The 24713-nt window shown below is 59.9% G+C and carries 19 protein-coding genes and 2 tRNA genes; 7 read left to right on the top strand and 14 right to left on the bottom strand.

Annotation, left to right across the window (positions count from 1 at the left end):
* Positions 1 to 125: 125 nt before the first annotated feature.
* The 4 genes from ppdK to SCM96_06815 form a co-directional block, all read right to left on the bottom strand.
* Positions 126 to 2924, bottom strand: coding sequence for a pyruvate, phosphate dikinase (gene ppdK / locus SCM96_06830; GenBank protein MDW7760334.1), 2799 nt, complete (start codon positions 2922 to 2924; stop codon positions 126 to 128).
* Between the two features lie 73 nt (positions 2925 to 2997).
* Complete coding sequence (locus SCM96_06825; protein ID MDW7760333.1) at positions 2998 to 3432, bottom strand: MauE/DoxX family redox-associated membrane protein; 435 nt, start codon at positions 3430 to 3432, stop codon at positions 2998 to 3000.
* Positions 3429 to 3893, bottom strand: a complete 465-nt coding sequence (locus SCM96_06820; protein ID MDW7760332.1) for a rhodanese-like domain-containing protein — start codon at positions 3891 to 3893, stop codon at positions 3429 to 3431. Before SCM96_06820 ends, SCM96_06825 begins: the two co-directional genes overlap by 4 nt.
* Positions 3894 to 4137: 244 nt before the next feature.
* Positions 4138 to 5340, bottom strand: a complete 1203-nt coding sequence (locus SCM96_06815; GenBank protein ID MDW7760331.1) for a pyridoxal phosphate-dependent aminotransferase — start codon at positions 5338 to 5340, stop codon at positions 4138 to 4140.
* Positions 5341 to 5480: 140 nt separating this feature from the next.
* Between SCM96_06815 and SCM96_06810 the strand changes: the two genes are divergently transcribed.
* From SCM96_06810 to pyrF, 3 genes are read left to right on the top strand one after another with little or no spacing between them, the layout of a single operon-like run.
* Positions 5481 to 6269: a dihydroorotate dehydrogenase electron transfer subunit gene (locus SCM96_06810; GenBank protein MDW7760330.1), complete on the top strand. Its 789-nt coding sequence runs from the start codon at positions 5481 to 5483 to the stop codon at positions 6267 to 6269.
* A gap of 2 nt (positions 6270 to 6271) precedes the next feature.
* Entirely contained in the window at positions 6272 to 7183 is a 912-nt protein-coding gene (locus tag SCM96_06805; protein ID MDW7760329.1) for a dihydroorotate dehydrogenase, read from the top strand.
* A 58-nt stretch (positions 7184 to 7241) separates the two neighbouring features.
* Entirely contained in the window at positions 7242 to 7964 is a 723-nt protein-coding gene (pyrF, locus tag SCM96_06800) for an orotidine-5'-phosphate decarboxylase (protein MDW7760328.1), read from the top strand.
* A gap of 6 nt (positions 7965 to 7970) precedes the next feature.
* Here the strand turns inward: pyrF and SCM96_06795 are convergent, their stop codons facing one another.
* From SCM96_06795 to SCM96_06780, 4 genes are all read right to left on the bottom strand, one after another.
* The gene (locus tag SCM96_06795; protein MDW7760327.1) at positions 7971 to 8567 is read right to left on the bottom strand and encodes a Yip1 family protein; all 597 of its coding nucleotides are present in this window, start codon (positions 8565 to 8567) and stop codon (positions 7971 to 7973) included.
* Between the two features lie 87 nt (positions 8568 to 8654).
* Positions 8655 to 8730 (bottom strand) — tRNA-Cys (locus tag SCM96_06790).
* A 21-nt stretch (positions 8731 to 8751) separates the two neighbouring features.
* A tRNA-Gly gene (locus SCM96_06785) sits at positions 8752 to 8826 on the bottom strand.
* 62 nt (positions 8827 to 8888) lie between these two features.
* Entirely contained in the window at positions 8889 to 9683 is a 795-nt protein-coding gene (locus SCM96_06780) for a hypothetical protein (GenBank protein ID MDW7760326.1), read from the bottom strand.
* 129 nt (positions 9684 to 9812) lie between these two features.
* Between SCM96_06780 and SCM96_06775 the strand changes: the two genes are divergently transcribed.
* From SCM96_06775 to SCM96_06760, 4 genes are all read left to right on the top strand, one after another.
* Positions 9813 to 10880 (top strand): D-alanine--D-alanine ligase family protein, encoded by a 1068-nt coding sequence (locus SCM96_06775; GenBank protein MDW7760325.1) that lies wholly within the window; start codon positions 9813 to 9815, stop codon positions 10878 to 10880.
* Positions 10877 to 11317 (top strand): Holliday junction resolvase RuvX, encoded by a 441-nt coding sequence (ruvX, locus tag SCM96_06770; GenBank protein ID MDW7760324.1) that lies wholly within the window; start codon positions 10877 to 10879, stop codon positions 11315 to 11317. The genes SCM96_06775 and ruvX overlap by 4 nt, the downstream gene beginning before the upstream one ends.
* Complete coding sequence (gene mltG / locus SCM96_06765; GenBank protein MDW7760323.1) at positions 11298 to 12308, top strand: endolytic transglycosylase MltG; 1011 nt, start codon at positions 11298 to 11300, stop codon at positions 12306 to 12308. Before ruvX ends, mltG begins: the two co-directional genes overlap by 20 nt.
* Before the next feature lie 162 nt (positions 12309 to 12470).
* Positions 12471 to 13505, top strand: a complete 1035-nt coding sequence (locus SCM96_06760; protein MDW7760322.1) for a hypothetical protein — start codon at positions 12471 to 12473, stop codon at positions 13503 to 13505.
* Between the two features lie 356 nt (positions 13506 to 13861).
* Here the strand turns inward: SCM96_06760 and SCM96_06755 are convergent, their stop codons facing one another.
* From SCM96_06755 to SCM96_06730, 6 genes are all read right to left on the bottom strand, one after another.
* Positions 13862 to 15937 carry a GWxTD domain-containing protein gene (locus SCM96_06755; GenBank protein ID MDW7760321.1) on the bottom strand — a complete coding sequence of 692 codons (2076 nt, stop codon included), beginning with the start codon at positions 15935 to 15937 and terminating at the stop codon, positions 13862 to 13864.
* 40 nt (positions 15938 to 15977) lie between these two features.
* Entirely contained in the window at positions 15978 to 16880 is a 903-nt protein-coding gene (locus SCM96_06750) for a GWxTD domain-containing protein (protein ID MDW7760320.1), read from the bottom strand.
* Positions 16881 to 16917: 37 nt separating this feature from the next.
* Entirely contained in the window at positions 16918 to 17841 is a 924-nt protein-coding gene (locus tag SCM96_06745; protein MDW7760319.1) for a tetratricopeptide repeat protein, read from the bottom strand.
* A 119-nt stretch (positions 17842 to 17960) separates the two neighbouring features.
* Positions 17961 to 21125 (bottom strand): carboxypeptidase regulatory-like domain-containing protein, encoded by a 3165-nt coding sequence (locus SCM96_06740; protein MDW7760318.1) that lies wholly within the window; start codon positions 21123 to 21125, stop codon positions 17961 to 17963.
* Between the two features lie 290 nt (positions 21126 to 21415).
* A complete protein-coding gene (locus tag SCM96_06735; protein MDW7760317.1) occupies positions 21416 to 22327 on the bottom strand; it encodes a tetratricopeptide repeat protein in 912 nt (303 codons plus the stop codon).
* A complete protein-coding gene (locus tag SCM96_06730) occupies positions 22324 to 24354 on the bottom strand; it encodes a GWxTD domain-containing protein (GenBank protein ID MDW7760316.1) in 2031 nt (676 codons plus the stop codon). The genes SCM96_06735 and SCM96_06730 overlap by 4 nt, the downstream gene beginning before the upstream one ends.
* Positions 24355 to 24713 lie beyond the last annotated feature (359 nt).

The raw sequence follows: 24713 nt of genomic DNA, 5'->3' as shown, positions 1-24713 counted from the left end.
CGGCGCCCAACATTCGGGTTCCCTTCCGGAACAGCTCATGAAGGCTAATCCCATGGTCGCCGCGGACCTCCCCGGCCGCTCCCTTTATCCGGGAACATCATGCCGAAATCCGACAGCCGGAGATTTCAGCGGCGTTTGCGTGAGGCTTTCGTCTTCGCGGTTTTCTTTGCGGCCGGTTTTCCGGACTTGACCTTTTTCTTCGGTGCGGCGGCTTTTTCGGCCGCGGCGTCGCGCAGGGCGACCTGGGCGGCGGCCAGCCGGGCGATCGGAATCTGGAAGGCCGAGCAGCTCACGTAGTCGAGACCGATTTCGTGGCAGAAGACGATGGAGCGCGGATCGCCGCCGTGGACGCCGCAGATGCCGATCTTGAGTTTCGGGCGGACGGACCGGCCCTTCTCGACCGCGATCTTCATGAGCAGCCCGACGCCGTTTTGGTCGATGGTTTCGAATGGGTCGTTGTTCCAGATGCCCTTCTCCAGATAATAGTTGAGGAACTTGCCGCCGTCGTCGCGGGAGACGCCGTATGTCGTCTGGGTCAGATCGTTCGTCCCGAACGAGAAAAACTCGGCTTCCTCGGCGACTTCATCGGCCGTCAGGGCGCCTCGCGGGATCTCGATCATCGTTCCCACCAGGTAGGGAACCTTGACGCCGTATTTTTTCATGACGTCGCGGGCCGTGCGGACAATGATGGCCTTCTGGTCGGCCAACTCCCGGACCGATCCCACGAGAGGCACCATGATTTCCGGGAAAACCTTTTCGCCTTCCTTGGCCAGCTCGCAGGCCGCTTCGAAAATGGCCTGAGCCTGCATCTCGGTGATTTCCGGATAGGTGATGCCGAGACGGCAGCCGCGGTGGCCGAGCATGGGGTTGAATTCCGAGAGCGATTTGACGCGCTCGAGCAGGGTCTCAACTTCGGCGATTTTCGCGGGGTCGCCGTTCTTGGCCTTGAGCACGGCCACTTCAACCATGAGGTCTTCGCGGTTGGGAAGGAATTCATGAAGCGGCGGATCGATCGTCCGGATGGTCACCGGGTTGCCGTGCATTTCCTTGAAGAATTCGTAGAAATCCTTTTTCTGGAAGGGTTCAAGTTTGGCGAGCGCCGCGCGCCGCGCCTCTTCGGTTTCGGCCAAGATCATCTCCCGCACGATGGGCAGGCGGTCGGGCCCGAAGAACATGTGTTCCGTCCGGGCCAGGCCGATCCCCTGGGCGCCAAAGGCGAAGGCCGTCCGGGTTTCCTCGGGCGCATCGGCGTTGGCTCTCACTTTGAGACGGCGGACCTTGTCGGCCCAGGACAGCAGCTTGTGAAAATCCTGATACATCGGAGACGTCTCGGGTTTTTTTTCGCCGCGGACGACTTGGATGATTTCGGAAGGCTGGGTTTTGATGCCGCCCAGACGGACCTCTCCGGTCGAACCGTCGATGGAGATCCAGTCGCCTTCCTTGACGGTCAGCTTCCCGACCATGAGCTGTTTTTTCTCCTCATGAACCTTGGCGGCGCCGCAGCCGACGACGGCCGGTTTGCCCATCTGGCGGCCGACCACGGCGGCGTGAGAGGTCATCCCTCCTGTGGAGGTCAGGATGCCCTGCGCCGCACTCATGCCGTGGATGTCGTCGGGCGAGGTTTCGTCGCGGATGAGAATGGTCTTTTTCCCCTGGTTTTTCCAGGCGCAGGCGTCGTCGGCCGTGAAAACGGCCTGTCCCGAAGCCGCGCCGGGGGATGCGGCCAGCCCCACGGCGATCACTTCGTGGCGGGCCTTTTCGGTCGAATCGAAGACGGGATGGAGGAGCTGGTTCAGGGCTTCAGGCTCGACTTTCAGCAGGGCTTCGTTGCGGCTGATAAGCTTTTCGGAAACGAGGTCGACGGCGATCTTGACGGCGGCCATGCCCGTCCGCTTGCCGTTACGGGTCTGGAGCATATAGAGCCGGCCTTCCTGGATGGTGAATTCGAAATCCTGGATGTCGCCGTAGTGCTTTTCCAGCCGCCGGGTTGTGGCCATGAGTTCCTTGTAGGCGGCGGGCAGATCCTTTTCCAGATGGGCGAGCGGAGTGGGTGTCCGGGTTCCGGCCACGACATCCTCGCCCTGGGCGTTGAGAAGGTATTCGCCGTAGACTTCTTTGACGCCCGTGGCCGGATTCCGGGTGAAACCGACGCCCGTAGCCGAGGTGTCTCCGTAGTTGCCGAAGACCATCTGCTGGACATTGACGGCCGTTCCCAGATCTTCGGGGATATGATACTGCCTGCGGTAGGTGACCGCCCGGGGATTGTTCCAGGAGCGGAAAACCGCGGCCGAGGCCAGCTTGAGTTGTGCGGCAACATTCTGCGGAAAGTCCTTTCCCGTGTCCCGCTTCACCAGGGCCTTGTAGGCCTCGATCAGGCCGGCCAGGACCTCCTCGGACAGCTCGGTGTCGGCCTGAAGGCCGAGTTTCTGCTTCGTTTCGCGGAGAATCTCCTCGAACTTCTTCTTCGGAACGTCCAGCACGACATCGCCGAACATATGAATGAGCCGCCGATAGCAGTCCAGGGCGAACCGCCGGTTGCCGCTCTTTCGGGTCAGGCCCTCGAGCGTCTTGTCGTTCAGGCCGAGGTTGAGGACGGTGTCCATCATCCCGGGCATGGAGAATTTCGAGCCCGATCGGACGGAAACCAGAAGCGGATTGCCCGGATCGCCGAACTTCTGTCCGGAAACGCGCTCGAGCTTGGCCAGCGCCGCGGCAATCTGTTTGTCGGCGTCGGCCGGAATGCGACCGCCGGCTTTGTTGAAGAGCAGGCAGACTTCGGTCGAAATCGTAAACCCCGGGGGAACGGGCAGCCCGATTCCGGCCATTTCAGCCAGGTTGGCGCCTTTGCCGCCAAGCGTATCCTTCATGTTCTTGTCGCCCTCGGCGCGTCCGGCGCCGAAAAAGTACACATACTTCTTTGCCATGACTCGAACTCCTCTGATGGGAAAAATATCAGACAAACTGTCCTAGAGACTATACATGGAAACGGGACGGATTTCAAGCCGCAGAGCTGCGGCCGGGCGTTTTTCGCGGGGCAAGAAGGATGTTCAGCGACATGAACAGCAGGACAAGATCCTGGACGACGAGCTTCCAGTCGGCCTGCCCGCTGAGCGCGCCGAAACAGCCGCAGTCAACGTCGAGACCCCTGGCGACCGTCGCGATGACCAGGCCGATGAATCCGGCCAGCATGACCGAAATGAGGAGGGCGGAGGCCCGCCGGAGCCAGCCGAGGATGAGAAACGCGCCGCAGACGATTTCCAGCCAGGGTAGAAACAGGGCCGTCAACAAGGCGAGTTCGGGACCGACAACCCGGAAGTTCAGGATGTCCTGGGCGAACCGCTGGGCATCGGCGGCCTTGAGCACGCCGGCATAGACGAAGGCGCCGCCAACGATCAACCGGAAGACGAAGAGGACTTTGCGGTTTCCGATCACAGCCCCTCCTCGACGGGAAGCCCGGCCGCCAGCCAGGCCTCCCAGCCGCCGAGAAAGACGCGGAGGTCGCGGAAACCCCGGATGTGGAGCAGCCGGGCCGCGGTCAGGCTCGAAAGGCAGGTCCCGCCCTCGCAGTAAATGACCAGCGTCTGTTCAGGAGGCCAGTCGAGTTCGACGGCGGCGATTTCGACGACCGGAATGTTCCGGGCGCCGGGGATGCGGCCCTCAAGGAATTCCTCCTCCGAGCGGCTGTCGATGAAAACGGCGGCGGCGGTCGCGAAAAGGTGCTCGGCTTCCTCGATCGTGATCTGCCGGATGCCGGGATCGTCCGACCGGGTGACCAGCCCGCCGCGGAATTCCCCCCGGACGAGTTTCTGCAGCATGGAGAAGCGGGCCGCCGTTCCGGCGACAAGAGCGAGGGCGATCAGGAAAGCCGCCTGCCCGAGCACCCTCTTCGTCATCCGTCACCCCTTTCTAGGCCCATCCCATTCACGAGTCGAGACGGCTGCAGATGCAAGGCGCGCAGGGTGAAGCTGTACTCCTGGTACTGCGAACCCTGCGCAACACAGCAGATGCGGTCGGATCGGCTTGCCCGAAGGGTAAAAATGCCGTTTTCTTTACGTCGGAATCCGGGAACACAATCGGAAAAGCGGCTTTCCGAAAGTCTATCGGATACCGTAGGACTTAGGTGGCACATCGGCATTTTTATGAATGGGGATGGGCCTCGGCGTAGGCGGCCAGTCCGGCCTTGAGGATTTCGCCCGCCTCGCGCAGGTCCTCTTCTTTAAGGACGTAGGCGATTCTCACTTCGTCGATGCCGCGGCCCGGCGTGCTGTAAAAGCCGGGTCCCGGTGCGACCATCACGGTCTTGCCGTTCAGGGAAAAATCGGTCAGCATCCACTGGACGAAATGCTCGGCATCGCGGACGGGAAGCCGGGCGATGAAATAGAAGGCGCCCTGGGGGCTGCCGATGACGATGCCGGGCACATCCTTGAGCCCCTCGTAGAGGATGTCGCGCCGTTTCCGGTATTCGGCCTGGACGGGCGCGAAGTAGTCCATGCCCATATTGTAGGCGGCCAGGGCGGCGACCTGTTCGACCGTGGGCGGGCAAAGCCGGGCCTGTCCGAATCTGAGAGCGGCCTGATAGACTTCGGGATTGGGGACAATGAGCGCGCCGATCCGGGCGCCGCAGCAGGAATACCGCTTGGAGATACTGTCGACGACAAGGACGCGGTCGCGGACCTCGGGAAACTCCAGGACGCTCGTGTGTTTCAGTCCGTCGTAGACGAACTCCTTGTAGACTTCGTCGCCGATGAGAAAGAGGTCGTGTTTGACGACGAGATCGACGACACCCTGGATTTCCTCCCGGGTGTAGACCGTGCCGGTGGGATTGTTCGGCGAGCAGAGCAGAACGGCCCGCGTCCGGGGTGTGATGCGGGCTTCGATTTCGGCGACGGGAGGAAGACGGAAGCCGTCTTCGACATGGAGAGGGATGGGCACGATCCGGACACCGGCAAAGGACGCATAGCCGTTGTAGTTCGTGTAGAAGGGCTCGGGAATGAGGATCTCCTCGCCGTGTTCGGCGACGATGGAAAAGGCAAAATGAATGGCCTCCGATCCTCCGGTTGTGATCATGACGTCGTCGGCTGCGACGGACAGGCCGTAGAATCCGTAATAACGGGCGATGGCCTCCCGGAGTTCAAGAAATCCCTGGGAAGGGCCGTAGCCGATGACGGGTTCGTCGTAGGCGCGGAAGGCGTCCAGGACCGGCCGCGGCGTCGGAACATCGGGATCGCCGATGTTCAGTTGAAAGACATGAAGCCCTTTGGCCCGGGCCTCGTCGGCAAACGGCTTGAGTTTGCGGATGGGAGAGGCCTGAATGTCGCGGGCTCTTGCTGAGATCGGCATGATGGCATCCTCCTGGCCCGGATGAATTGCGGGTCGTCCGACAGAAAGGAATTATAGGCGATCCCGGACGGAATTGGCAAGCCGCATTCCCAACCCGGCATTCGGTTGCGCCGCGGGGCGGCTTCTGGTATCTTTTCGCTATGATCGCGCGCGTCGCATCCGTCGAACGGCACGGCGTCTATATCCGGATGTCCGTCGAGGCGCCTGAGATCGCCCGCGCGGCGCAACCGGGGCAGTTCGCCATGCTCCGGGTCGCGGACACCTCGTCCACCGATCCCCTCCTCCGCCGCCCGCTGAGCCTCCATGACCGGAACGCCTCGGAGGTGGAGTTTTTTTTCAGCGTCGCCGGCCGGGGAACGGACATTCTGGCCGGGAAAAAGCCCGGAGACCGCCTGGACGTTCTGGGCCCTCTCGGCCGGGGCTTCGCCCTCGACGAAAACATGACGGGCCGGACCGCCTGTTGCGTCGGCGGCGGCCGGGGCATCGCTCCCCTCTATTTTCTGGCCCGGGAACTCAAGGCCCGGGGCGCCTCGGTGCATATTCTTTACGGCGGCCGGAGCGCGGCCGACGTCCCCCTAAGGGAAAAATTCGAAGCGGCCGGGTATCAAACCTTCGTCTCGACCGACGACGGATCGTTCGGTTTTCACGGACTTGTGACGGATCTCTTCGAGAAGCAGGCCGCCGCCGAACGACCCGACCGTCTTTACGCCTGCGGCCCCGACGCCATGATGAAGACCCTGGCCGCATCGGCCGCCCGGCTCGGCATTCCGGCCTGGTTTTCGCTGGAGTCCGTCATGGGCTGCGGGTTCGGGGCCTGCTGGGGCTGCGTCCACCGCATCCTCCGGGACGGGACGCCGGAGTGGGTCAAAGTCTGCGAGGACGGGCCGGTTTTCGCCGGACCGGACATTGTCTGGGAGACGGGGCCTTGAGCGTGGATCTTTCCGCGGATCTCGGATTTCTGCGCCTCAAGAATCCCGTGATCGCCGCATCCGGGACCTTCGGCTACGGCCCGGAATTCGAGCCCTTCATCAATCTCGAAAAACTCGGCGGCTTCGTGGTCAAGGGCCTCTATTTCGATCCGAGACCCGGCAATCCTCCGCCGCGTCTCGTCGAGACGCCGAGCGGCCTCATCAACGCCATCGGCCTTCAGGGGATCGGAGTCCGGGCCTTCGCCGAGAAGATCCTGCCCCGGCTCCGCGATCTTGACACGGCCGTGATCGCCAACGTCTGCGGCGCCGACGACGAAGAATATGTCGCCGTGGCCGAATTCCTGAGCCGGGAAAAAGGACTGGCCGCGCTCGAACTCAACATCTCCTGCCCCAATATCCGCAAGGAGGGCGCCTGTCCCGCGTTTTCGCCCGACGCGACGCGCCGCCTGGTCGCCCGGGTCAAGGCGGCGACCCCCCTGCCCCTCATCACCAAGCTTTCGCCCAACGTCACCGATATCGCCTCTGTGGCCCTGGCCGCCGAGGACGGCGGAACGGACGCCGTCTCGCTCATCAACACACTCCTGGCCATGGCGATCGACGTCGAGACGCGGCGGCCGAAACTGGCCAATGTCTACGGCGGGCTGAGCGGGCCGGCCGTCCGGCCGGTCGCCCTGCGCATGGTTCACCAGGCGGCCTCGCGGCTCCGCGTTCCGGTGATCGGGATGGGCGGCATCATGACCGGGCGGGACGCCGTCGAGTTCATAATCGCCGGGGCCCGGGCGGTTCAGGTCGGCACGGCCAATTTTGTCGATCCGGCTGCCGCGGTCCGCATCGCCGCCGAAATCGAAAGCTTCTGCCGGGAGCGTAACATTCCCCGGGCGGCGGACCTCGTCGGAACGCTCCGGTCATCCTAATCAGATGTCTCGTTTTTTTGAATTTCCGGGATCGTGAATTGAGAGGAGACATTGCGCCATGACTGAAAACGACGCCGCCGGACGCATCATCATCGCCCTCGACGCCAAATCGGGACGGGAAGGCCTGGAGATGGCGGGACGTCTCGACGCGGCCCGCATCTTCAAGGTCGGACTCGAACTGTTCACGGCCGAAGGGCCGGGATTTCTCGAAAACCTCCGGGGCTCCGGGAAGGAGATTTTTCTCGACCTGAAGCTTCATGACATTCCCAACACCGTGGCAGGGGCCGTCCGTTCGGGAGCGCGTCACGGCGTTCGGATGATGACTCTTCACACCGCGGGAGGATCGGCCATGATGGCGGCGGCGGCCGCGGCCGCCCGGGAGGCGTCGGAACTTGAAGGAACCGTGCGGCCTCTTCTTCTCGGCGTCACTATTCTCACCAGCCTCAAGGAGGACGACCTGGCCGAAATCGGGATGAATGCGTCCGTCGAGGATCAGGTGCTTCGTCTGGCCGGCCTGGCCCGCGCGGCGGGTCTCGACGGTGTCGTCTGCTCGCCCCGGGAAATCGAGGCGGTGCGCCGCGAATCCGGGCCGGACTTTCTCATCGTCACGCCCGGAATCCGTCCGGCCGGCGCGGACGTCCAGGATCAGAAGAGGATCATGACGCCGGAAAAAGCCGTCGCGCTGGGGGCGGATTACCTCGTGATCGGCCGCCCGATTACGGCCGCACCCTATCCGGCGGAAGCTCTCCGGAATATCGCCGCGGCTATCCGCCCGAAATAAAAATCCTTAGAGGGTTCGGAAGGCGCCGCCGACGGCGAAGAAGGCGCCCAGGATCAATCCGAAGACCGCGGTCAGGACGATGGCCACGACCAGACTGACCACGAAGTAGCCGACAACCTTGTCTTTGGGTGTCTCCATCAGCGGCGTGGAAAAACCGAGATAGAGGACATACAGACCGTAGAGGCTACCCAGGGCGGCCAGAATGCCGAGGAAGGGCACGATGTACAGGGCTCCGGCCACCCAGCCGGGCGTCATGCTGAACACGGCCAGTTTCATGGCGGAAAGCTGGTTTTTCTGGGAGGCGAAATTGGGCGCCAGAGCGTCGATGATCAGGCCCAGAATATAGACCGTCGCCAGAGCGGCGATATACATGAAAACGGCATAAATCAGGGCCGTACCGATATTCCAGCGATACCAGCCGTAGAAGGGGAGCCGCCGTCCGATCAGGGCGTTGCCGATGAATTGGGCCACGGCCGGGATGGCGGCCAGGATCAGGGCATAGGACATGAAGAGGTCCTTGACCGTTGTCGTCTCGGCCTTTATTTTGACCCACTCTTCCTTGGGTTTCAGAATGATGGCCTGAACTCTTGCTACGAGATCCATGTGAATCCTCCTTCGCGGATTGATATCGAAGTCAACCCATGATATCGCTTATGATTTTTTCTGTCAAGATTTCCGGGAGGAGGATTGTGGAGGCGCGGGTCGGATTCGAACCGACGAATCGAGGTTTTGCAGACCTCTCCCTTAGCCACTTGGGTACCGCGCCCGAAAATTCATGATCGGGAGTTGGAGCGGGCGATGGGACTTGAACCCACGACCTTCTGCATGGCAAGCAGACGTTCTACCACTGAACTACACCCGCGCAGCTTTCTTTCATGCCGCTTTGAGTTCCGCAGTTTACGCTATCAAAAACGTCCGCCCCTGTCAAGAAAGAGGCGAGGATTTGGCCTGAACGAGATCGCCCATGTGAACGGCGTCCCGGCTGGACAGGACCTTGATCGTGGCCGAGCGGGCCCCGGCGTCGATGACGACAACGTTTCCGACGGCCTCCCGGGGCTTCCCGGCTCCGGTTTCGCGAAAAACCGTCATCTGGATTCCCGGTTCCACGCCCGCGTCCCTCCCGACATCGATGAGGGCCCAGCTTCCGTCCCTGATGATGTTCAAGTCGTCGATCGTAAAGACAATCCGTCCCGAGGCGCCCGCGGCATCGTCCGCGTGGGCGTCGAAACCCAGGTTGCGGCCGATGACGGTCTCTCTCTCGACAAATGGAACAATATAGCCGCCCACGCTCATGGGAAAACAGGTTTTTTCCGCGCGGACCAGGCTGGTCTTTTCATCCACCAGAATCACCCGGGCCCGTCCTCTTCTGTACATCAGAGGGCCCAGCCCCTGGATTTCCGGCCCGGCTTCAAGGACCTGGAAAACTTGGCCGACCACGACCCCCGAGGCCTGCCCCCCATCAATGGTCATGATGTCGGCATCGCTGAACAGAGATTTCTCTTCGCCGCGCTCGGCGCCGATGATCCGGATATCGGGGAGAGCCTCTTCGAGAACAAAGAAGGAGCAATAGAGGTCGGTCTCCATGATCAAAGGATAGTCGTCCTGGTAGATCCGGGCCTTTTGGATCTGCCCGAAGGCCAGGGCCGCGGCCAAAAGGCCGAACATCACCGCGCCCGCGCGCAACATTTTTCTTTTTGAATACGACGATTGTTGTGTCATTGGTTCACCTCTTGCTTTTCCGGCGGTGCCACTGAGTTCATTATATCCAAGCAAAATCCATACTGTCAACGATTTCCGGAACTTGTTAGACAGGTGGGGACGAATGGGTTAAAATAGCCGGGAAACATCATGGCAAAAAAAATCGTCGTTGGCCTTCTCTTCGGCGGCCGGTCGGCCGAACACGACGTCTCTCTGGTTTCGGCGGCGGCCGTCGCCTCAAACCTGGACCGGAAAAAATACAACGTGGTTTCGATCTACGTCACGCGAAACGGCGGCTGGACACTCGTCGATTCCCCCGAGGCCGCGGCCCGAAATCCCGATCGGAGCAAAGGCCTGTCGTTTCTGCCCTGGACCGGAGGGCCGCGCCCGAAAGTTCCGGGGATCGACATCTATTTTCCCGTTCTCCACGGTCCCTTCGGCGAAGACGGAACCATCCAGGGGTTGTTCGAAATGGCCGGGGCGCCCTATGTCGGAGCCGGGGTTCCGGCCTCGGCCGCCGGCATGGACAAAGCCGTATCCAAAACGCTGTTCCGCGCAAGAGGCCTGCCCGTCGTCCGCCATCTCGTTATCCTCGAAGACGAATGGACGGACGACCGGACGGGCGTTCTGAATCAAATCCGCGAAACATTCGACCCGCCCCTGTTCGTCAAGCCCGCCAATTTGGGATCGAGCGTCGGCATCACCAAGGTCAAACGCTCCGACCGGACGGCCCGGGCCGTCGAGACCGCCTTCCGTTACGACCGCAAGATTTTGGTGGAAGAGGGCATCGCCGGGCGGGAGATCGAATGCAGTGTCCTGGGACACCGGGAGATCCGGGCGTCTCTTCCGGGCGAGGTCATCCCTTACCGGGAGTTCTACGATTACCGCGACAAGTACATCGACGGGAAAACGCGATTCGCCGTCCCGGCCGACCTGACTCCCGCCGTCTCGCGGCGGATCCGGAGCCTGGCCGTCGAGGCCTTCCGGGCCGTCGACGGATCCGGTATGGCCCGCGTGGATTTTTTCCTGGAGACCGCAACGGGTAAAATTTTCGTCAACGAACTCAATACCATCCCGGGATTCACGGCCATCAGCATGTATCCCAAGCTCTGGGAAGTGAGCGGCCTTTCGTTCCCCCGGCTTCTCGACGCCCTGATCGGCCTGGGCTTCGAGCGGCACCGGGGCCGGAAAAGCTGCCTGGAGAGAACCGGAGGATGAGAATCCTCGGCATCGATCACGGCGACCGCCACATCGGCCTGGCCGTGAGCGACCCGCTGGGATTGACCGCCCAGCCTCTCGGCACCTTCGATATCCGGGCCGACGACCGGGAAAACCGGCGGTTTTTCCGCGATCTCGCCGCCAAATGGGATATCAAGCGGATCGTCCTCGGTTATCCCCTGCGCATGGACGGGAGCGCGGGAACCCGGGCCGCGAAAACGGAGACCTTCGCCGCCTGGCTGCGCGAGACCCTGGAGCTCCCGGTCGATCTCTGGGATGAGCGCTTGACGACCCGGGAAGCCCTTCATCTGCTGGCCGACCGAAAGCTCAAGGGAAAGACAAAAAAGGACGTCGAGGACGAAGTCTCGGCCGTCATCATTCTCGCCGCCTACCTGGAAAGCCGGCGGTCCGATAACCATGATTCTCCGGATTCTTAAAGGATTTCTGACGGCGGCCCTGATGGGAATCCTGGGTTTTTCGGCCTGGATCGTTCCCGGGCTCTACCGTCCCGTCGCCGGGCCGGGCGACCCGCCGGTTTTATTCGAAGCCGGACGCGGGTCGAGCGCCGCTCTCCTCGGCCGCGAACTTCAGGACCGGGGGATGATCCACGACCGCCGGGTTTTCCTCGCCGCCTACCGCCTTTTTTTTCATCCCGAAACGCTCAAAGCCGGCGATTACGGTCTGTCCTTTCCCCTGACGACAAAAGACGTCCTGATCGATTTTTCGCAGGGCCGGCTTCTGCTGCAGACCTTGACCATTCCGGAAGGGCTGATCATCGAGGAGACGGCCGAAGCCGTGATCGCCCAGGGATTTCTCCAGGCCTCCGATTTCGCCGAAGCCGCCCAAAACCCGGATCTCATCTCCGCCGTCGATCCCCAGGCCTTCGACATGGAGGGCTATCTTTTTCCCGACACCTATCATCTCTCGCGGAAAGCGACATCCCGGGCCATCCTGCGCATGATGACCGGCCAGTTCCTCCGGGTTTTCAACGACGACTGGCGACAACGGGCGGACGAGATCGGGATGTCGGTCCGGGACGTCGTCATTCTGGCCTCGCTTATCGAAAAGGAGACCTCCCTCGAAAGGGAGCGGGACGTCGTCGCCTCGGTCTTTCACAACCGCCTGCGCATCGGCATGAAACTGGACTGCGACCCGACCATCATCTTCGCCCTGAAAAAAGAAGGGCGGTTCACGGGCCGCCTCCGGACACGCGACATGCGCGACCCAACCCCCTATAATACCTACGTCCACCGCGGACTGCCGCCCGGACCCATCTGCAGTCCGGGCCGAAACTCTCTCTACGCCGCCCTTTATCCGGCCGAAACCGAATACTTCTTTTTCGTTTCGCGAAACGACGGCAGCCACCATTTCAGCCGGACCTATCGGGAACACCTGGCCGCCGTTCGGAAATACCAGTTGAAAAAATAGCGTTTTCTGATATATTGATTTTCGGACCGGAAGAAACAGTAAATGAATTTTACACTTCCGGGCCGACGGGCCCCCGGAAATCGGCCCGCCCGCCTTGTCGAAATGGCATGGATATTGCATTAACAATGCGGGACATACATTTTTCATGATCGAGGAGGATAAATGAAAATCCAAAGAACCGTCGCTCTTGTTCTTGTTCTCGCGGTGGCCCTGGTTCTTTCCCCCGCCGTGGGACACGCCCAGAAAAAGGCAAAGAAGAAAGAGGCCGAAGCTCCGCAGGAAAAAATCTTCATCCCCAAACCGGTCCAAGCCGTCATCGAGGAGGGGCTGGAGTCGCGCGAAGGCCGCCGCGATATCGCCATTGACGCCTTCCAGTATTACGTTTTCCCAGCCCGGGAAAACCTGCATACGGTCGTTCTGTTCAAGGCCAAAAACGGCGAGCTCGGATTCATTCCGGCCGAGGGCCCTGAGGGCACTCTCGAAGCCCGTTTCAACGTCTTTCTGCAGTTCCGCCAAATGGACAACGGCCGTCCCGGCGAAGTGGCCCGGGAAGTCTTTATCCCCGCCGTTTTTCAGGAAAATGCCGAGACCTTCGATCCCGAAACGGAAGCCTGGTACAGCGCCGGCTATCCCCTTCCCCCGGGCGACTACCTGCTGGGCCTGGCCGTGACTTCGCTCGACCTGGAAAGAATCGGCATCGATTACATGGAAATCACCCTGCCCAATCCCGCCATTCAGAACGCCCTCGATACGACGCCCATTCTTTTCGTCGGAACCATGGAGCAGATGCCGGCCGTCGAAATGCGGGCCGAACTCCACAAGGAATACTTCACCTACTCCGTGCTCAAGATGACTCCCAATGTCGAGCGCGTGATCGCCCCCGGCCAGGACGTCGAGATCTTTTTCTTCATTTTCGGCGCCCGCCCGGTCGACCAGCAGAAAGTCAACCTCGAAATCGGCTACGAAGTGATGAAGGGCGAGGAAACCCAGATCCGCTGGGAAGCTCAGTCCTACGAGATCCCCCTGATCAGCCAGCCCCTGCCCATGAAACAGACCGTCATCATTACGGATGAATCCGGTGAACGCACCGAACAGAGAAATCTCGAACCCGGATCCTACACTCTCGTCTTGACCATCAAGGACACCTTGGCCGGAAATACCCTCGAGAAAACCATCCCCTTCGAAGTCAAGGAATAACCGAACGGCGGCCGCCCGTCGGCCGAACACAAAACATCCGGGAACCGGGCCTTCGGGCCCGGTTCCTTTTTTTTTTCCTCATGGTCTCAGTCACGGGGGTCTGCCGGGGTCGATCGAAGCGACCTGGAGGGTTTAGCCTTCATGAGCTGTTCCGGGAGGGAACCCGAATTTTGGGCGCCGAGGATGTCTGAGCATGATCGATATGTCGAAAGAGAGATGGGATGTGACGGGCATTCTTCAGAGGGGCGATAAAGTGTGCGAGTTCCGCAGGCGCCTTCCGGGACAGCGAATGAACGGCGTGAAAAACCCGATCGGGAGCGAGAGCGATCCCGGCAGATCTCCGCGCCTGAGACGGCTTACTTTTCGAGGGCGGTGAGGGCGGCCTTGATTTCGGGCTGTTCGGGATTGAGCTTGAGCGACGCCCGGAAGGTTTCGACGGCCCGGGTCGTCTCCCCTGTCTGTCGATAACACGTTCCCAGGGCGTTCAGCAGGCGGATGTCGCTGTTGTAGATCTTGTTGCCCTCGAGAAAACTTTCGATGGCCGCCTCATACCGGGCCTTGGCCATCAGGGCCGATCCCCTCAGCAGAAAATAGTCGAATTGGAAACGCTCGTCGTCCTTGAGTCCCTCGATAACCTCCAGAGCTTTGTCGACGTCGCCCCTCCTGACGAGAAAATCGGCGAAGAGGGCGGCGCCTTCTCCATACCCCGGATTGAAACCGTGGGCCCGGAGATAATGATCCCGGGCTTTCTGGACGTCGTTCATCCTGTCATACTGCTGGGCCAGCATGTAATAGTAAAGGAACTGGTTGGCGAAGGGAAAAGCGCGGGCGTGGACGATCGGGTGCGGCACGATTCTCTGGGGGGAGACGACAAACCGTGTCTTCTGCTCGTCGATGACGGTCCCTCCATCCCCGATCAGAGTGATGTCCGCTTCGTAATAGTCGGGCGCGAGATCGGCGGCTGGAATGGTGTGGCTGAGCGGAAGAATCCGGCTGAAAATCTGGCCGCCCAGCCGGATGAGGTAGGATTTTCGGATCGGGTTTTCGGCCTGGAGGCCGCGGACCGCAATGCGGATTTCTCCTCCGCTTCTCAGCGCCTCGGTCAGGTTCTTGACGGTGAACAGGAAGTGGACGTCCTCCGAAGAGCCGAAGGTCCGCTTGGGGTCAAGAACGGCCTTTCCGGTTCCCAGCTTGAACGGCGCATGGACGTCCCGGGGATAGGATTCCATCCTGTAGCCGACCAGCGGCTCCGAAAGCCGGGGCGGGCCCCCCGCGGCGGGAATCTCGATGTCCCTCTCCATCAGGCTGAATTCCTTGCCCACGGAGTTCTGGAGAAGCGCGATGAGCTTGAATTGTCCTTCAGCCGCCGGGAACACATCCTCGATAGCCAGGCCGTTGGCCTGGATCCGGTCGACGTCGCGTTCCGGGAAATAGAGAGGAAAATCGCGGTTGTACTGGAAGATGACGTCATCGCCGACCCGCAGGCTGACATCGAGCCGGAAGGCGCAGTAATACTGGCTCGTCGGATCGTAGTAGTCGACATGAACCGTCTTGGGGACGATGGAGAAATGGACGAAATGCAGGCCCGTTCCCGGGTCCTGGAGAATTGAAACGTTGGAGTCGCTTTCGACGAAGTTGGTCATGTACTCCGTCGACACCATGCCCTTGTAGTCGAGGAAATGAGTGGCGTAGGAGGGATTGACGTCCTTCTTGGGCGATTCGATGATCTCGGCCAGGACAATGACGTTTCGCGGCGAGGGGCTGAAGTCGTAGTTGTACTCGCCGGGCACCCGGGAGATCGCGTACTCGGCGATCATCGGCGAAAACTGTCGCAGTTTTTCATAGAGAGCGAGGTAATCGAAGGGATCCTCGATTTCCCTCTTGTCGACGATGAGGGCCGTCGGGCCGTCCGAGACCGGGTCATAAAGCCGGTATTCGCCGATGCCGCCTCTCTGAAAAAAGAGAAGGACGAACTGGGACGGCAGGCCCTTTCTGGGATCTCCATAATAAGACCAAGCCTGGGCGGGAACGGTCCAGGACGTATCGAAGCGTTCGATGCTGGACGGCTCGCCGAGAATCATGTAGAAGCGGCCCATGTCGGTCTGCCAGCCCTCGCGGGTCGTGGCGCGGCCGTAGAACTTGTTGACGTGGGCGAATCGCTTGATGATCTCGTCCTTGTATTCGTTTTCCGGTGTTCCCGGTGTCGGGTCGCGCTGTTTCCAGAAGGTGTCGATAAAAATGTCGCGGTCCCGGTCCGACTGCAGCTTCAGGAAAACGTCGCGTTCGACGGGAAGGATGATGTAGGCGACGAGCTTCAGCCACTCCTGATATTTCGGATGAAGATCCCTCTCGTCGATTTTCTGTCCGGGGACAAGAAGCGCCGGCAGACAAATGAGAAGAAGAAACACCGTAGTCAAAAAACGTCGTTTCATGTTGACATGCCTCTCAGCCGGCACCTCGGCGGGGCCGGGATTATCTCACCCTGACGGTGAAGATTTTTCGGGCCTGGCCGGATCCGCCCTCGCGGCCGCGGATGATGACGTCGACATAGTTCGTTCCGGCCGGCAGATTCCTGGAAAAGACGAACGGGATCTCCCCGGCGTCGCGGATGTCCCGCTCGGAGGCGCGATACGTCCGGACCTCCCGGAACGCATCCCGGGATGCGCCCTCGCGCTGATAGATCGTGACGTCGAACTCCAGGTCGACGGCCAAGTCGCCGTCCTCGTCGCGGAAAGTTAGGGCGTTTGCGGGGATGAGGATTGTGATGTCTCCACGTTCCGCGTTATAATCCAGCTTGAATCGGACGATGTTCTTCAAAAAAAACCCGTCGCGGCCGAAAGACTGGCCGAGCTTGAAGCTGTCCAGGGCGTCGAAGAAGTCGCCCGAGATCTGACGGATCTTGAACTGGCCGTATCCGGCCTCGTCCACGAATTCGATGCCCAGGTCGTAGGCGTAGTAGACCCACCACAGGATGGCGCCGCGGACTCCCGGATCGTCGTGGGTGTAAAACTGCTCGATCTTGTCGGGCGCACCCATATGGATGTAGATCCGGCCCCGGTCCGTATTCCAGCCCGGTCCCCCCTCCCGGAAAAACCTGTTGGCATGGTCGACACGGTGTTCAAATTCGATCTTGTATTCGTTCTCCTCGGTCAGAGGATCCGGGTCGCGCCGGGCCCAGAACTCGTCGATGAACTCCCGGCGGGCCTCGGCGTCGGGAAGATGGTTGAAAATGGCCCGCTCCTCCGAGGACATGATCAGCCGGGCCGTCTCATAAAAATCCCGGCTTTCGGGGTCCAGCACGACTTTCGGGCCCGTGGCGCAGGAAACCAGAAAAAACCCGGCCGCCGCGAGACCGACCAGGCGACGTATCGTCATTCATACTCTCCTAGAGATTCAAACCCCGCGTTTTCGCTCAGAGTTGCTTTTTTTTCAGATAATCCAGAAAACTGCGGACCTGGGCGGCTCTCTGCGAGTCGGAGTCGTACTGAAGATACTTTTCGAAGGCGGCCACGGAATCCGGGATGTGGTTCAGGTTGAGGTGGGCCAGGCCGAGCTGGTAGAGGCCGTCCAGGAAATTTTCCTGGATTTCGACGGAACGCTGATAGAACTTCAGGGCGTCCTTGAACTGCCCGCTGTTGTAGAGGCCCGTCCCGATGTTGTAGAGGACGATGGGATCCTTGATCTTTTCGAATTCGATCTTGCCGTACCATTCGAGGGCTTTCTCGGTGTCTCCGCGGTTGGCGTAGGTGTTTCCGATGGCCAGAAGGGCGTCCGCGTTCTTGGCGTCTTTTTCAATCACCTTGAGATAGCTTTTCTCGGCCAGGTCGTATTTTTCCTGGGCGAAATAGGCGTTGCCGATATTGAGATGGATGACGTAGGTTTCCGGGAACTTCTCGGTGATCGCAACGTAGGCTTCAATCGCCTCGTCGAATTTTTTCTCGTCGAATAGGGCGTTCCCGGCGTTCAACATATCGCGAAGCTCGTCGGTCATGAGAAGCCCTTCCACCTTCTCGAGATTGATGACAATTTCGGGATTTCTCTTCCACTCATCCACATTGAATGTGATTTTGTGGGGCTTATATCCCGTCATTTCAAAGTCGAGATCCCACGGACCGCCCCGGATCCAGGCGGCGACCCAGCGGCCTTCCTTGTCGGTCTTGATCGAGAATCCTTCTCTGGATTTGGGGTAGATCAGTTTGACGGTCGCACCCTCAATAGGGTTGTCGTCTTCGTCGAGGACGATGCCGAGAATCCTCCCTTTCCCCTTGTATTCCTGGGGAAGAAGGAAAAGAGCAAGAAGCAGAATCATGGCCAGCAGTAGCAAGATTTTTTTCATCGCCGTTCGCCTCCAATCCTTTAAATCAAATCTATTTTAGCATGCCCCCCGGCAAAAAAAAAGCCCCTCCCCCCCGGAAGGGGGGAGGGGCGTGTGTGACTGCGTGTCTCTGCGGGGAACTAGAACGTGAAGCGGACGCCCAGGCGTACGACGCGGGGGTTGAGAACCTCGTTCAGGTAGTTGAAGTTCGGCCAGGGGACGAAGCGGTTCAGGGCGGGGTTGGCGTACATGTAGTAGGCGCCGTAGTACATCTGCTCGCGGCGGTTTTCGACGAGCTTGTTCAGCACGTTGAAGATGTCGGCCATGACATAGATCCGGCCGGTGTCGCCGATGCGGAGCATCTTTTCGACGCGCATCCCCAGATTGTAGAAGAGGGGCAGGCGGTTGGTGCCGAATTCATTCATCCGCAGGTTGGCGGACTGGGACAGCGGGTTGGGCAGGGTGTAGTTGTAGAAGGCGAAGTATTCGTCCATAACCCAGCCTTCGCGCATGTTGAAGGTTCCGGAAACATTGATGTCGTAGGGGAGCTGGTAGAGACCGGAGGCCTTGAACATCCAGCGGGAATAGATGTGCTGGTTGATCTTTCCGGAAGCGCCGCCGACGTAGGCCGCCTGCGGCTGGCCTTCATAGGCCCACAGGTTGGTCGGGTTCATGTAACCCTTGGAGCCGAATTTCTGGGCCTGGGCCTGCCAGGTGAAGTTGGCGTTGGCCATCCATTTGTTGGAGAGCCGCTTGTTGAGCAGGATGTCGAAGCCGATGTAATCCATGTTGTAGTCGGGCCGTTCCATCCGTTCGGAGTAGGCGGAGTAGGTGGTGTAGGTTGCGTTCGCGTAATACCAGTCGTGATTCTTGGCTTCCTTGGTGTCGCCGATGCCGGGGATCGTGGCCGGCGGACGTCCGGCCGAGAGATACATGGACTGATCTTCCGTCAGGATCGTGTTCCCGGCGGCGTCTTTCCAGATCTTGAGATTCCAATTGAACTGATCGTACTTGCGGTAGGTTCCGACAGCCGACATGGCGAAGTCCTGGAAGAGTTCCCGCTCGACGGTCAGCATGACTTCGGAGGTGCGGGTGGAGCCGTGATTGGGGTTCGACTGTCTGAGAGGAGCGGTGGTTTTGCCGGGATTGAGGTAATCGTAGCCGCCCCAGTAGAGGCCGGCCGCATCATCCCAGTTGCCGGCAAACTGCCCGGCGTCGTTGAAGAGACGGTACGGCGAATAGAGCGTGCCTCCGACCAAACCGCGGCGGTTCAGCCAGAAGAGCTCATTGAGATCCATCATGCCGTTGCCGTTGACGTCGTTCCACCACATGTCCATCCAGCCCGAGGCGCCGCCCGGGGTGGCATAGTCGGCCCAGCCCGTGCCCATGTAGTCGCCGTAGGTCGCGGCGGACAGCTTGACGAGCGTCTTGCCGTCGCCGGTCGCATCCCAGGTCAGGCCGATGCGAGGCGAGAAGATGGACCACATGTACTTGCTGCCGTCCGTGTAGTAGTGATTCTGTTGGGGAATATCGAGGGCGGGGAGAAGCGCTTCAAGAGCGGTCGCGGTCTGGGGGGTCATGAGTTTGTCCACGGCTCCGTTTTCGTTATTGAGCGAGCGGACGCTGAAGGGGTTCAGCGAAGGAGTCTGCTGGTCCCAGCGCAGGCCGAGGAGAATGTTGAAACGGCCGACGCTGATCGTGTCCTGACCGAAGACGGACAGAGCCTTGACGTTCTGGTCGCGGAAGTAGCCCCGCCAGAACGAGAAGTAGTTCCAGCTCGCTCCGGGGACATTGCGGTTGCCGTCGCCCGTAAGATCGATCTGCGGGGTGTTGTATCTGCGGTAACGCCTCATGTTTCCGGACCAGACGGATTCGACGTACTGGTTCCGGTCGGCGTATTCGACACCCAGCTTGACGTCGTGGCTGGCGCCGAACAGGTTGTCGTTGAAGTAGTTGATCAGGGCGTTGTACTGGGTGACCGGCCGCTCGACATAGTAGCGGCTGGCCTGCGAACCATAGTAGCGCTGATCGGTGACGTCCCAGATCGGGACCTGGTTGAACTGGCGGTCGGTCATCGGAGTCAGGTTGAACCCGGCGTCGTACCAGTTGTACTTCAGCGACACGAACAGGCTGTCGCCGAACATGTGCTCGTCCTGAATCTTGACGACAGGGCTTCCGAAGTAGTAGCGGCCGCCCTGGTAGAGGCCTTCGGGGTTCGAAGCCGACGTGGACCGGCCAAACTTGTTCTTGGCGCCGATGTGGAAGAAAACCTCGATCCGGTTCTGCGGGATGGGCTGGATGTTCAGCTTGGCCGCGTAGTTCTGGAGGAGGGTGTCATCGGGCGTTCCGAAGATCGTCGTCGTCTTGATGTCCTGTTCGCCGTAGGAGGCCCAGAACCAGGCGCGATCCTTGATCAGCGGAAGACCAATGTTGAAGCCGTAGTCCTTGTTCCGGTTGATCTTATTGACGCCCCGGAAGAGAGGCTCTTTTTCCTTGATCTTGGCGACTTCGTCTTCCTTCAGGGCCTGGAACTTCTCGTCCGTGACGTAGAAACGGCCGCCAAAGGTGATCCGGTTTCCGCCGCGGCGGGTGACCATGTTCATGGCGATGCCGCCCGTCTGCACGGTGACGTCCGCGCCGCCGACGATGATCTGCATCTCTTCGAAGGCGTCGAAGTCGTAGTAGCTGGGCGAGGCGCCGATGGCCGCCGGGTCGGTGATGACGACGCCGTCCATCGACCAGACGTTGTTGTTGTAGTTCGAGGCGCCGCGGGCGACGTAGCTCGACTGCTGGCCGGACTCGTTGCCGCCGACGTTTTCACGGTCGGTGATGATGGACGGAGCCATCTGCAGGATGACCCAGGGGTCGCGCGCCGTCGGCAGCGACTGCAGGATGTCCTGCGTGACGTTCGTGCCCACCGAGGTCGACTTCGAGTCCACCATGGGGGTAACCGCCGTGACCGTGATCTCTTCCTCCAGCGCACCGGGGGCGAGCGTCAGGGTCAGGTTGGTGTTTCCGCCGACGACCACGACGACGCCTTCCTCGATCGAGCTCCGGAAGCCGGACAGCTCCATTCTGATGGCATAGTCATTGGCCGGGGGAAGGGACAGGAAGCGGAAGTTTCCTTCCACATTGGTCACCGCTGTTTGCTGGGACGTAAACTGGCCCGTCAGCGTGACCGAGACCCCGGGGAGCGCGTTCCCTTCGGGATCGACGACCTTTCCGTAAATGTTACCGGTTCGCGTCTGAGCGAACGCGGATACGGAAAGGAGCAGCACGCAAAGAGCAATTAAAGCTTTTCGCACTCTTTTTCCTCCTTTGGAAACCCCTTGTCAGGGGCTGTTACCATTGCCCTGGAGCGAAATCCTTCGCTCCGACCTCTCGATAAAAGATGAAATCCTCTTCCGTTTCTCACCTCCTTATCTATAGATGTCTTTCTCATTGGCTATAATATTATGCAAATTCCGTGCCAGTTAAAAAAGCATTTGTTAAACAGAATTCTATCAACGAGATACAGGGATTTTCCGGTTAGAAGCCGCTGATTTTACAAGCTTGACCGTTCGATATATTGGATGTCTATTCAAAAAATTGGATATTATTTTTTGATCGCCTGGAGAATTTGGCGGGCGATCCCGGCCTGGGCGTGGTCGGGTGCGACCTCGAGAAACTTCTCCAGGTTGGCGATCGCATCCTCGATCCGATTCAGGCCGATGAGGGCCGTTCCGGCCCGGTAGTAGGCGTCGGCGTATTGGGGATCGAGTTCAATGGTCTTGAGAAAATGCTCCAGAGCCTGTTCGGACTCTCCGGTGTTGACCAGACAGGCGCCCAGATTGTAGTGGGCGTCGGGATCGTCCGGGCTGAGCTCCACGGCCTTTTCATAATAGGATTTGGCCGCCTCGAAATCCCCGCCGAGGGCCAGCATCTCGCCCAATTCCTTGTTGGCGCTGTAGCTCTTCGGGTTGAGTTCGAGGGCCCTGCGGAAAGCGCACATGGCGTCTTCGGGACGGTCCAATTTCTTATAAGCGAGTCCGAGATTGAGATGATAGCCCCAATGCTCCGCACTGAGAGAGACGGCTTTTTCATAGACGGCGGCGGCTTCCGCGAATTTCTTGTCCGCATAAAGTTTGTTGCCTTTGAGGAAGAGACCGTCCGCCTCGGACAGACTCTTGAGGAGAACCTGCTCGGCGGCATGCAGGGTCACAACCAGTCGTTCCTCTCCGGCGACGCTCACCCGGACCTCGGTCGACGACAGCATAAAACCGTCTTTGACAAAGCTCACCTGGTAGTAGCCGGGATGAAGCCCGACCTGGCGGAAACGGCCCTGGCGATCGGTTATGACCTCGAACTGGATCGAGGCCGTCCGCTGGGAGACGATGGTCACCCGGACCCTGTCGATCGGTTTTCCGGCATCGTCCGTGACCACGCCGTCGATTCTCCCCTGGAATTGGGCCTGAAGCCCGGACATCATCAGGAGGGCTAAGGCAAGACACAGCGCTGTTTTTTTCATGATCGGTTCTCCTCTTTTTTATCCAGACTCTTCCTCGTCTTTTCCTCAAGATCTTGAATCGCCGGCTGGGACGGAAGGAGGGACAGGGACTTTCGGAGCAGGGGCAGGGCCTTTTCGGGCCGGCCCAATCGGAGATGACATTCGGCGGCCAAATTCAAAACGGCGATTTCCTGGGCCTCGGACAGGATGAATTCCAGATAGGCCAGGGCTTCGGTCCATTCTTCGAGGGCCGCGTAGTTTAAGGCGATGACCTTGGCCGCCTCCCTGTCTCCGTTCGCTTCGTGCACGGGAATCGTCAAGGCGAGCGATCCGCGGTAATCGCCGAGGGCATAGAGGGTTTTACCCAGAAGAAGCCGCAGGGCGGGATCGTCGCCCGAGGCCAGTGCCCGTTCGAAAAAGCGACGGGCCTCTGTGTAGTTTCCGGCCAGGAAATGCTGGGAGCCGAGGTCGCGGAGGTGGCGAGGCGAGGGAAAAGGCGGATGGACCGCGGCATAAATCCAGGGCAGGACGGCGATCGGCCGGGACAGAATGATAAAAACATCTATCTCCGCGGCCAGGCGGCGGCCCGAAGAATCCGTCACGGCGACGTCCACCCTGTAATAGCCCGGTTTCAGATCGGCGACCGGCAAGAGTCCGAAGTCCAGGGCTTCTCCGCCGGGGCTGAGAACATCAGCTACGGCTTTGTCCAGCCTGAAAACGACCTTTTCCTCCAGACCTTCCGTGGACCGGATTTCAAGCCGGACCTCGGCGGGAGCGGACGCTCCGGAAACGGTGGATGCGGCATAAGGCACGAGGCAGCCGATCTCGCCGCCGGGCAGAAATTCGTTGCGAGCATTCACCATGTAATGATAGCCGGAAATTGTGAAAGCCCGCAGGGCGTTTTTCATACCGGCCGAGACGGCTTCACGGGCCGGATAGAGTATGGGGCGGCCGAGGCGCGTCTCCCGGCCCTCCTTCGAAACGGAGAGCGTTGCCTCGAAAGACGTAAAATCCCGAGTCGTCCTGTTCTTGAGAAGGAGAAACAGCTTGAATTCGCCGGGGATCACCGGGATCACATCCTGGAAGGCGAAACGGCGGCGGCCGTGCTTTTCGTATTCCGCCGGGGTGATGCTCAAGGGAATCTCTTCCTCTCTTTCCCACAGGGTCCGTCCATCCCGGTCTTCGAGTTTCAGAAGGAGCTGGTAGCCGGCGTAATACCGGCCGTCACGCTCGGCGAAATTGATCTGCGACGGTTCGAGGCTCCAGTGAAGAAAGGGCTGGCCGCCGTGGAGAAGGACGTTCACCCGTCCGCTGCTTTCGATATAGTTGTGGGAATAGTCGACTTCGACGTGGTCTTTATATAAGAGGTATGTCCGGGCATAGGCATCGGAATATTTTTTCTCGGCCAGGGCAAAGATTCCCGAGACGATGCTTCCCGATGTCAGGGAGGTCGTCCCGACGTTGGACTCGCCGGGCAGATAGGACAGGGAGGCGGCGCTGAGTTCCGCCGAGATCTCCTTGAGGGTCCGGAAGGCCGTCATCCGGTTGACGGGCCCCTGAACCATGGTCGGAATGACCAGATTCATGGGTCCGTCGACTTCGGGGGAATACAACCGGTATTCGCCCAGCCCGTCGCGCTGGAAAAAAATCAGGTAGAAGTACGGGGGAAGGCCGTATTCCGGCTCGCCCTTGTAATGCCAGAGTTCGAGCGGCCAGAGAGCCGAATGGGTGGCGTAGATCTGACGTTCGAGCGGCGGACCGAGCGCCAGGTAAATCCGGCCGCGCTCGGTTTCATGGCCTTTTTTAGGAGTTCCACGGCCGAAGTTGAGGTCGGCATAGCGGACCCTCTTCATATACTCCTGCCGGAATTCGTTGTCCCGGGTGTCGGGATAGGGATCCCGGCGTTTCCAGAAAAGATCGATGAATCGGTCCCGTTCGGCGTCGGTCTGCAACTTGAGAAAAACCTCGCGCTCGCCCCGAGTGATAATGGGATCGACGATTCCCAGCCACTCCTTGTGCCGGGGATCCAGGTCACCCGCTTTCTGCACGGCCGATGAACCGGCCTCAGGAAGAGCCGCCGAAACAGGGGCAGCGGCAAAAAAGGCGGTTATTATGGTCAAGGTGATTGCCCGGGTGAAAACATGTTTTACTGAAACAGCCATGCTCGTGTCCTTGCCGAAAACCTCAAGTATAGGATATCAAATAGCAGGCCGGCGATCAAATTCCCGCCCGGACATCCGGATTTTCCCTCATATGTTTGTTCCTCTCTCAAAACTCCAAGATCATGCGGTTTTTTGAAACGAAAATTCATTTTTTTGGATAAACTCGCACCGGATTAACAAATATTTTGTATATCATGATTGTTTTCAACACGATAAAAAAATTCCCATCCGATGGCCATTCTGGC

Source organism: Acidobacteriota bacterium (genome assembly GCA_033549365.1).
Taxonomy (GTDB): domain Bacteria; phylum Acidobacteriota; class Aminicenantia; order Aminicenantales; family Saccharicenantaceae; genus JAWSUF01.
The sequence above is the reverse complement of the archived record's forward strand: the minus strand, read 5'-3'. Positions and strand labels throughout refer to the sequence as shown.

Bases quoted from the DNA above. Each gene is read 5' to 3' on its own strand.
- pyrF (MDW7760328.1), top strand. From the start codon at position 7,242: ATGACTGAAAACGACGCCGCCGGACGCATCATCATCGCCCTCGACGCC.
- SCM96_06815 (MDW7760331.1), bottom strand. From the start codon at position 5,340: ATGCCGATCTCAGCAAGAGCCCGCGACATTCAGGCCTCTCCCATCCGC.
- SCM96_06735 (MDW7760317.1), bottom strand. From the start codon at position 22,327: ATGAAAAAAACAGCGCTGTGTCTTGCCTTAGCCCTCCTGATGATGTCC.
- SCM96_06820 (MDW7760332.1), bottom strand. From the start codon at position 3,893: ATGACGAAGAGGGTGCTCGGGCAGGCGGCTTTCCTGATCGCCCTCGCT.
- mltG (MDW7760323.1), top strand. From the start codon at position 11,298: ATGATTCTCCGGATTCTTAAAGGATTTCTGACGGCGGCCCTGATGGGA.
- SCM96_06810 (MDW7760330.1), top strand. From the start codon at position 5,481: ATGATCGCGCGCGTCGCATCCGTCGAACGGCACGGCGTCTATATCCGG.
- SCM96_06760 (MDW7760322.1), top strand. From the start codon at position 12,471: ATGAAAATCCAAAGAACCGTCGCTCTTGTTCTTGTTCTCGCGGTGGCC.
- SCM96_06755 (MDW7760321.1), bottom strand. From the start codon at position 15,937: ATGAAACGACGTTTTTTGACTACGGTGTTTCTTCTTCTCATTTGTCTG.
- ruvX (MDW7760324.1), top strand. From the start codon at position 10,877: ATGAGAATCCTCGGCATCGATCACGGCGACCGCCACATCGGCCTGGCC.
- SCM96_06780 (MDW7760326.1), bottom strand. From the start codon at position 9,683: ATGACACAACAATCGTCGTATTCAAAAAGAAAAATGTTGCGCGCGGGC.
- SCM96_06795 (MDW7760327.1), bottom strand. From the start codon at position 8,567: ATGGATCTCGTAGCAAGAGTTCAGGCCATCATTCTGAAACCCAAGGAA.
- ppdK (MDW7760334.1), bottom strand. From the start codon at position 2,924: ATGGCAAAGAAGTATGTGTACTTTTTCGGCGCCGGACGCGCCGAGGGC.
- SCM96_06745 (MDW7760319.1), bottom strand. From the start codon at position 17,841: ATGAAAAAAATCTTGCTACTGCTGGCCATGATTCTGCTTCTTGCTCTT.
- SCM96_06750 (MDW7760320.1), bottom strand. From the start codon at position 16,880: ATGACGATACGTCGCCTGGTCGGTCTCGCGGCGGCCGGGTTTTTTCTG.
- SCM96_06775 (MDW7760325.1), top strand. From the start codon at position 9,813: ATGGCAAAAAAAATCGTCGTTGGCCTTCTCTTCGGCGGCCGGTCGGCC.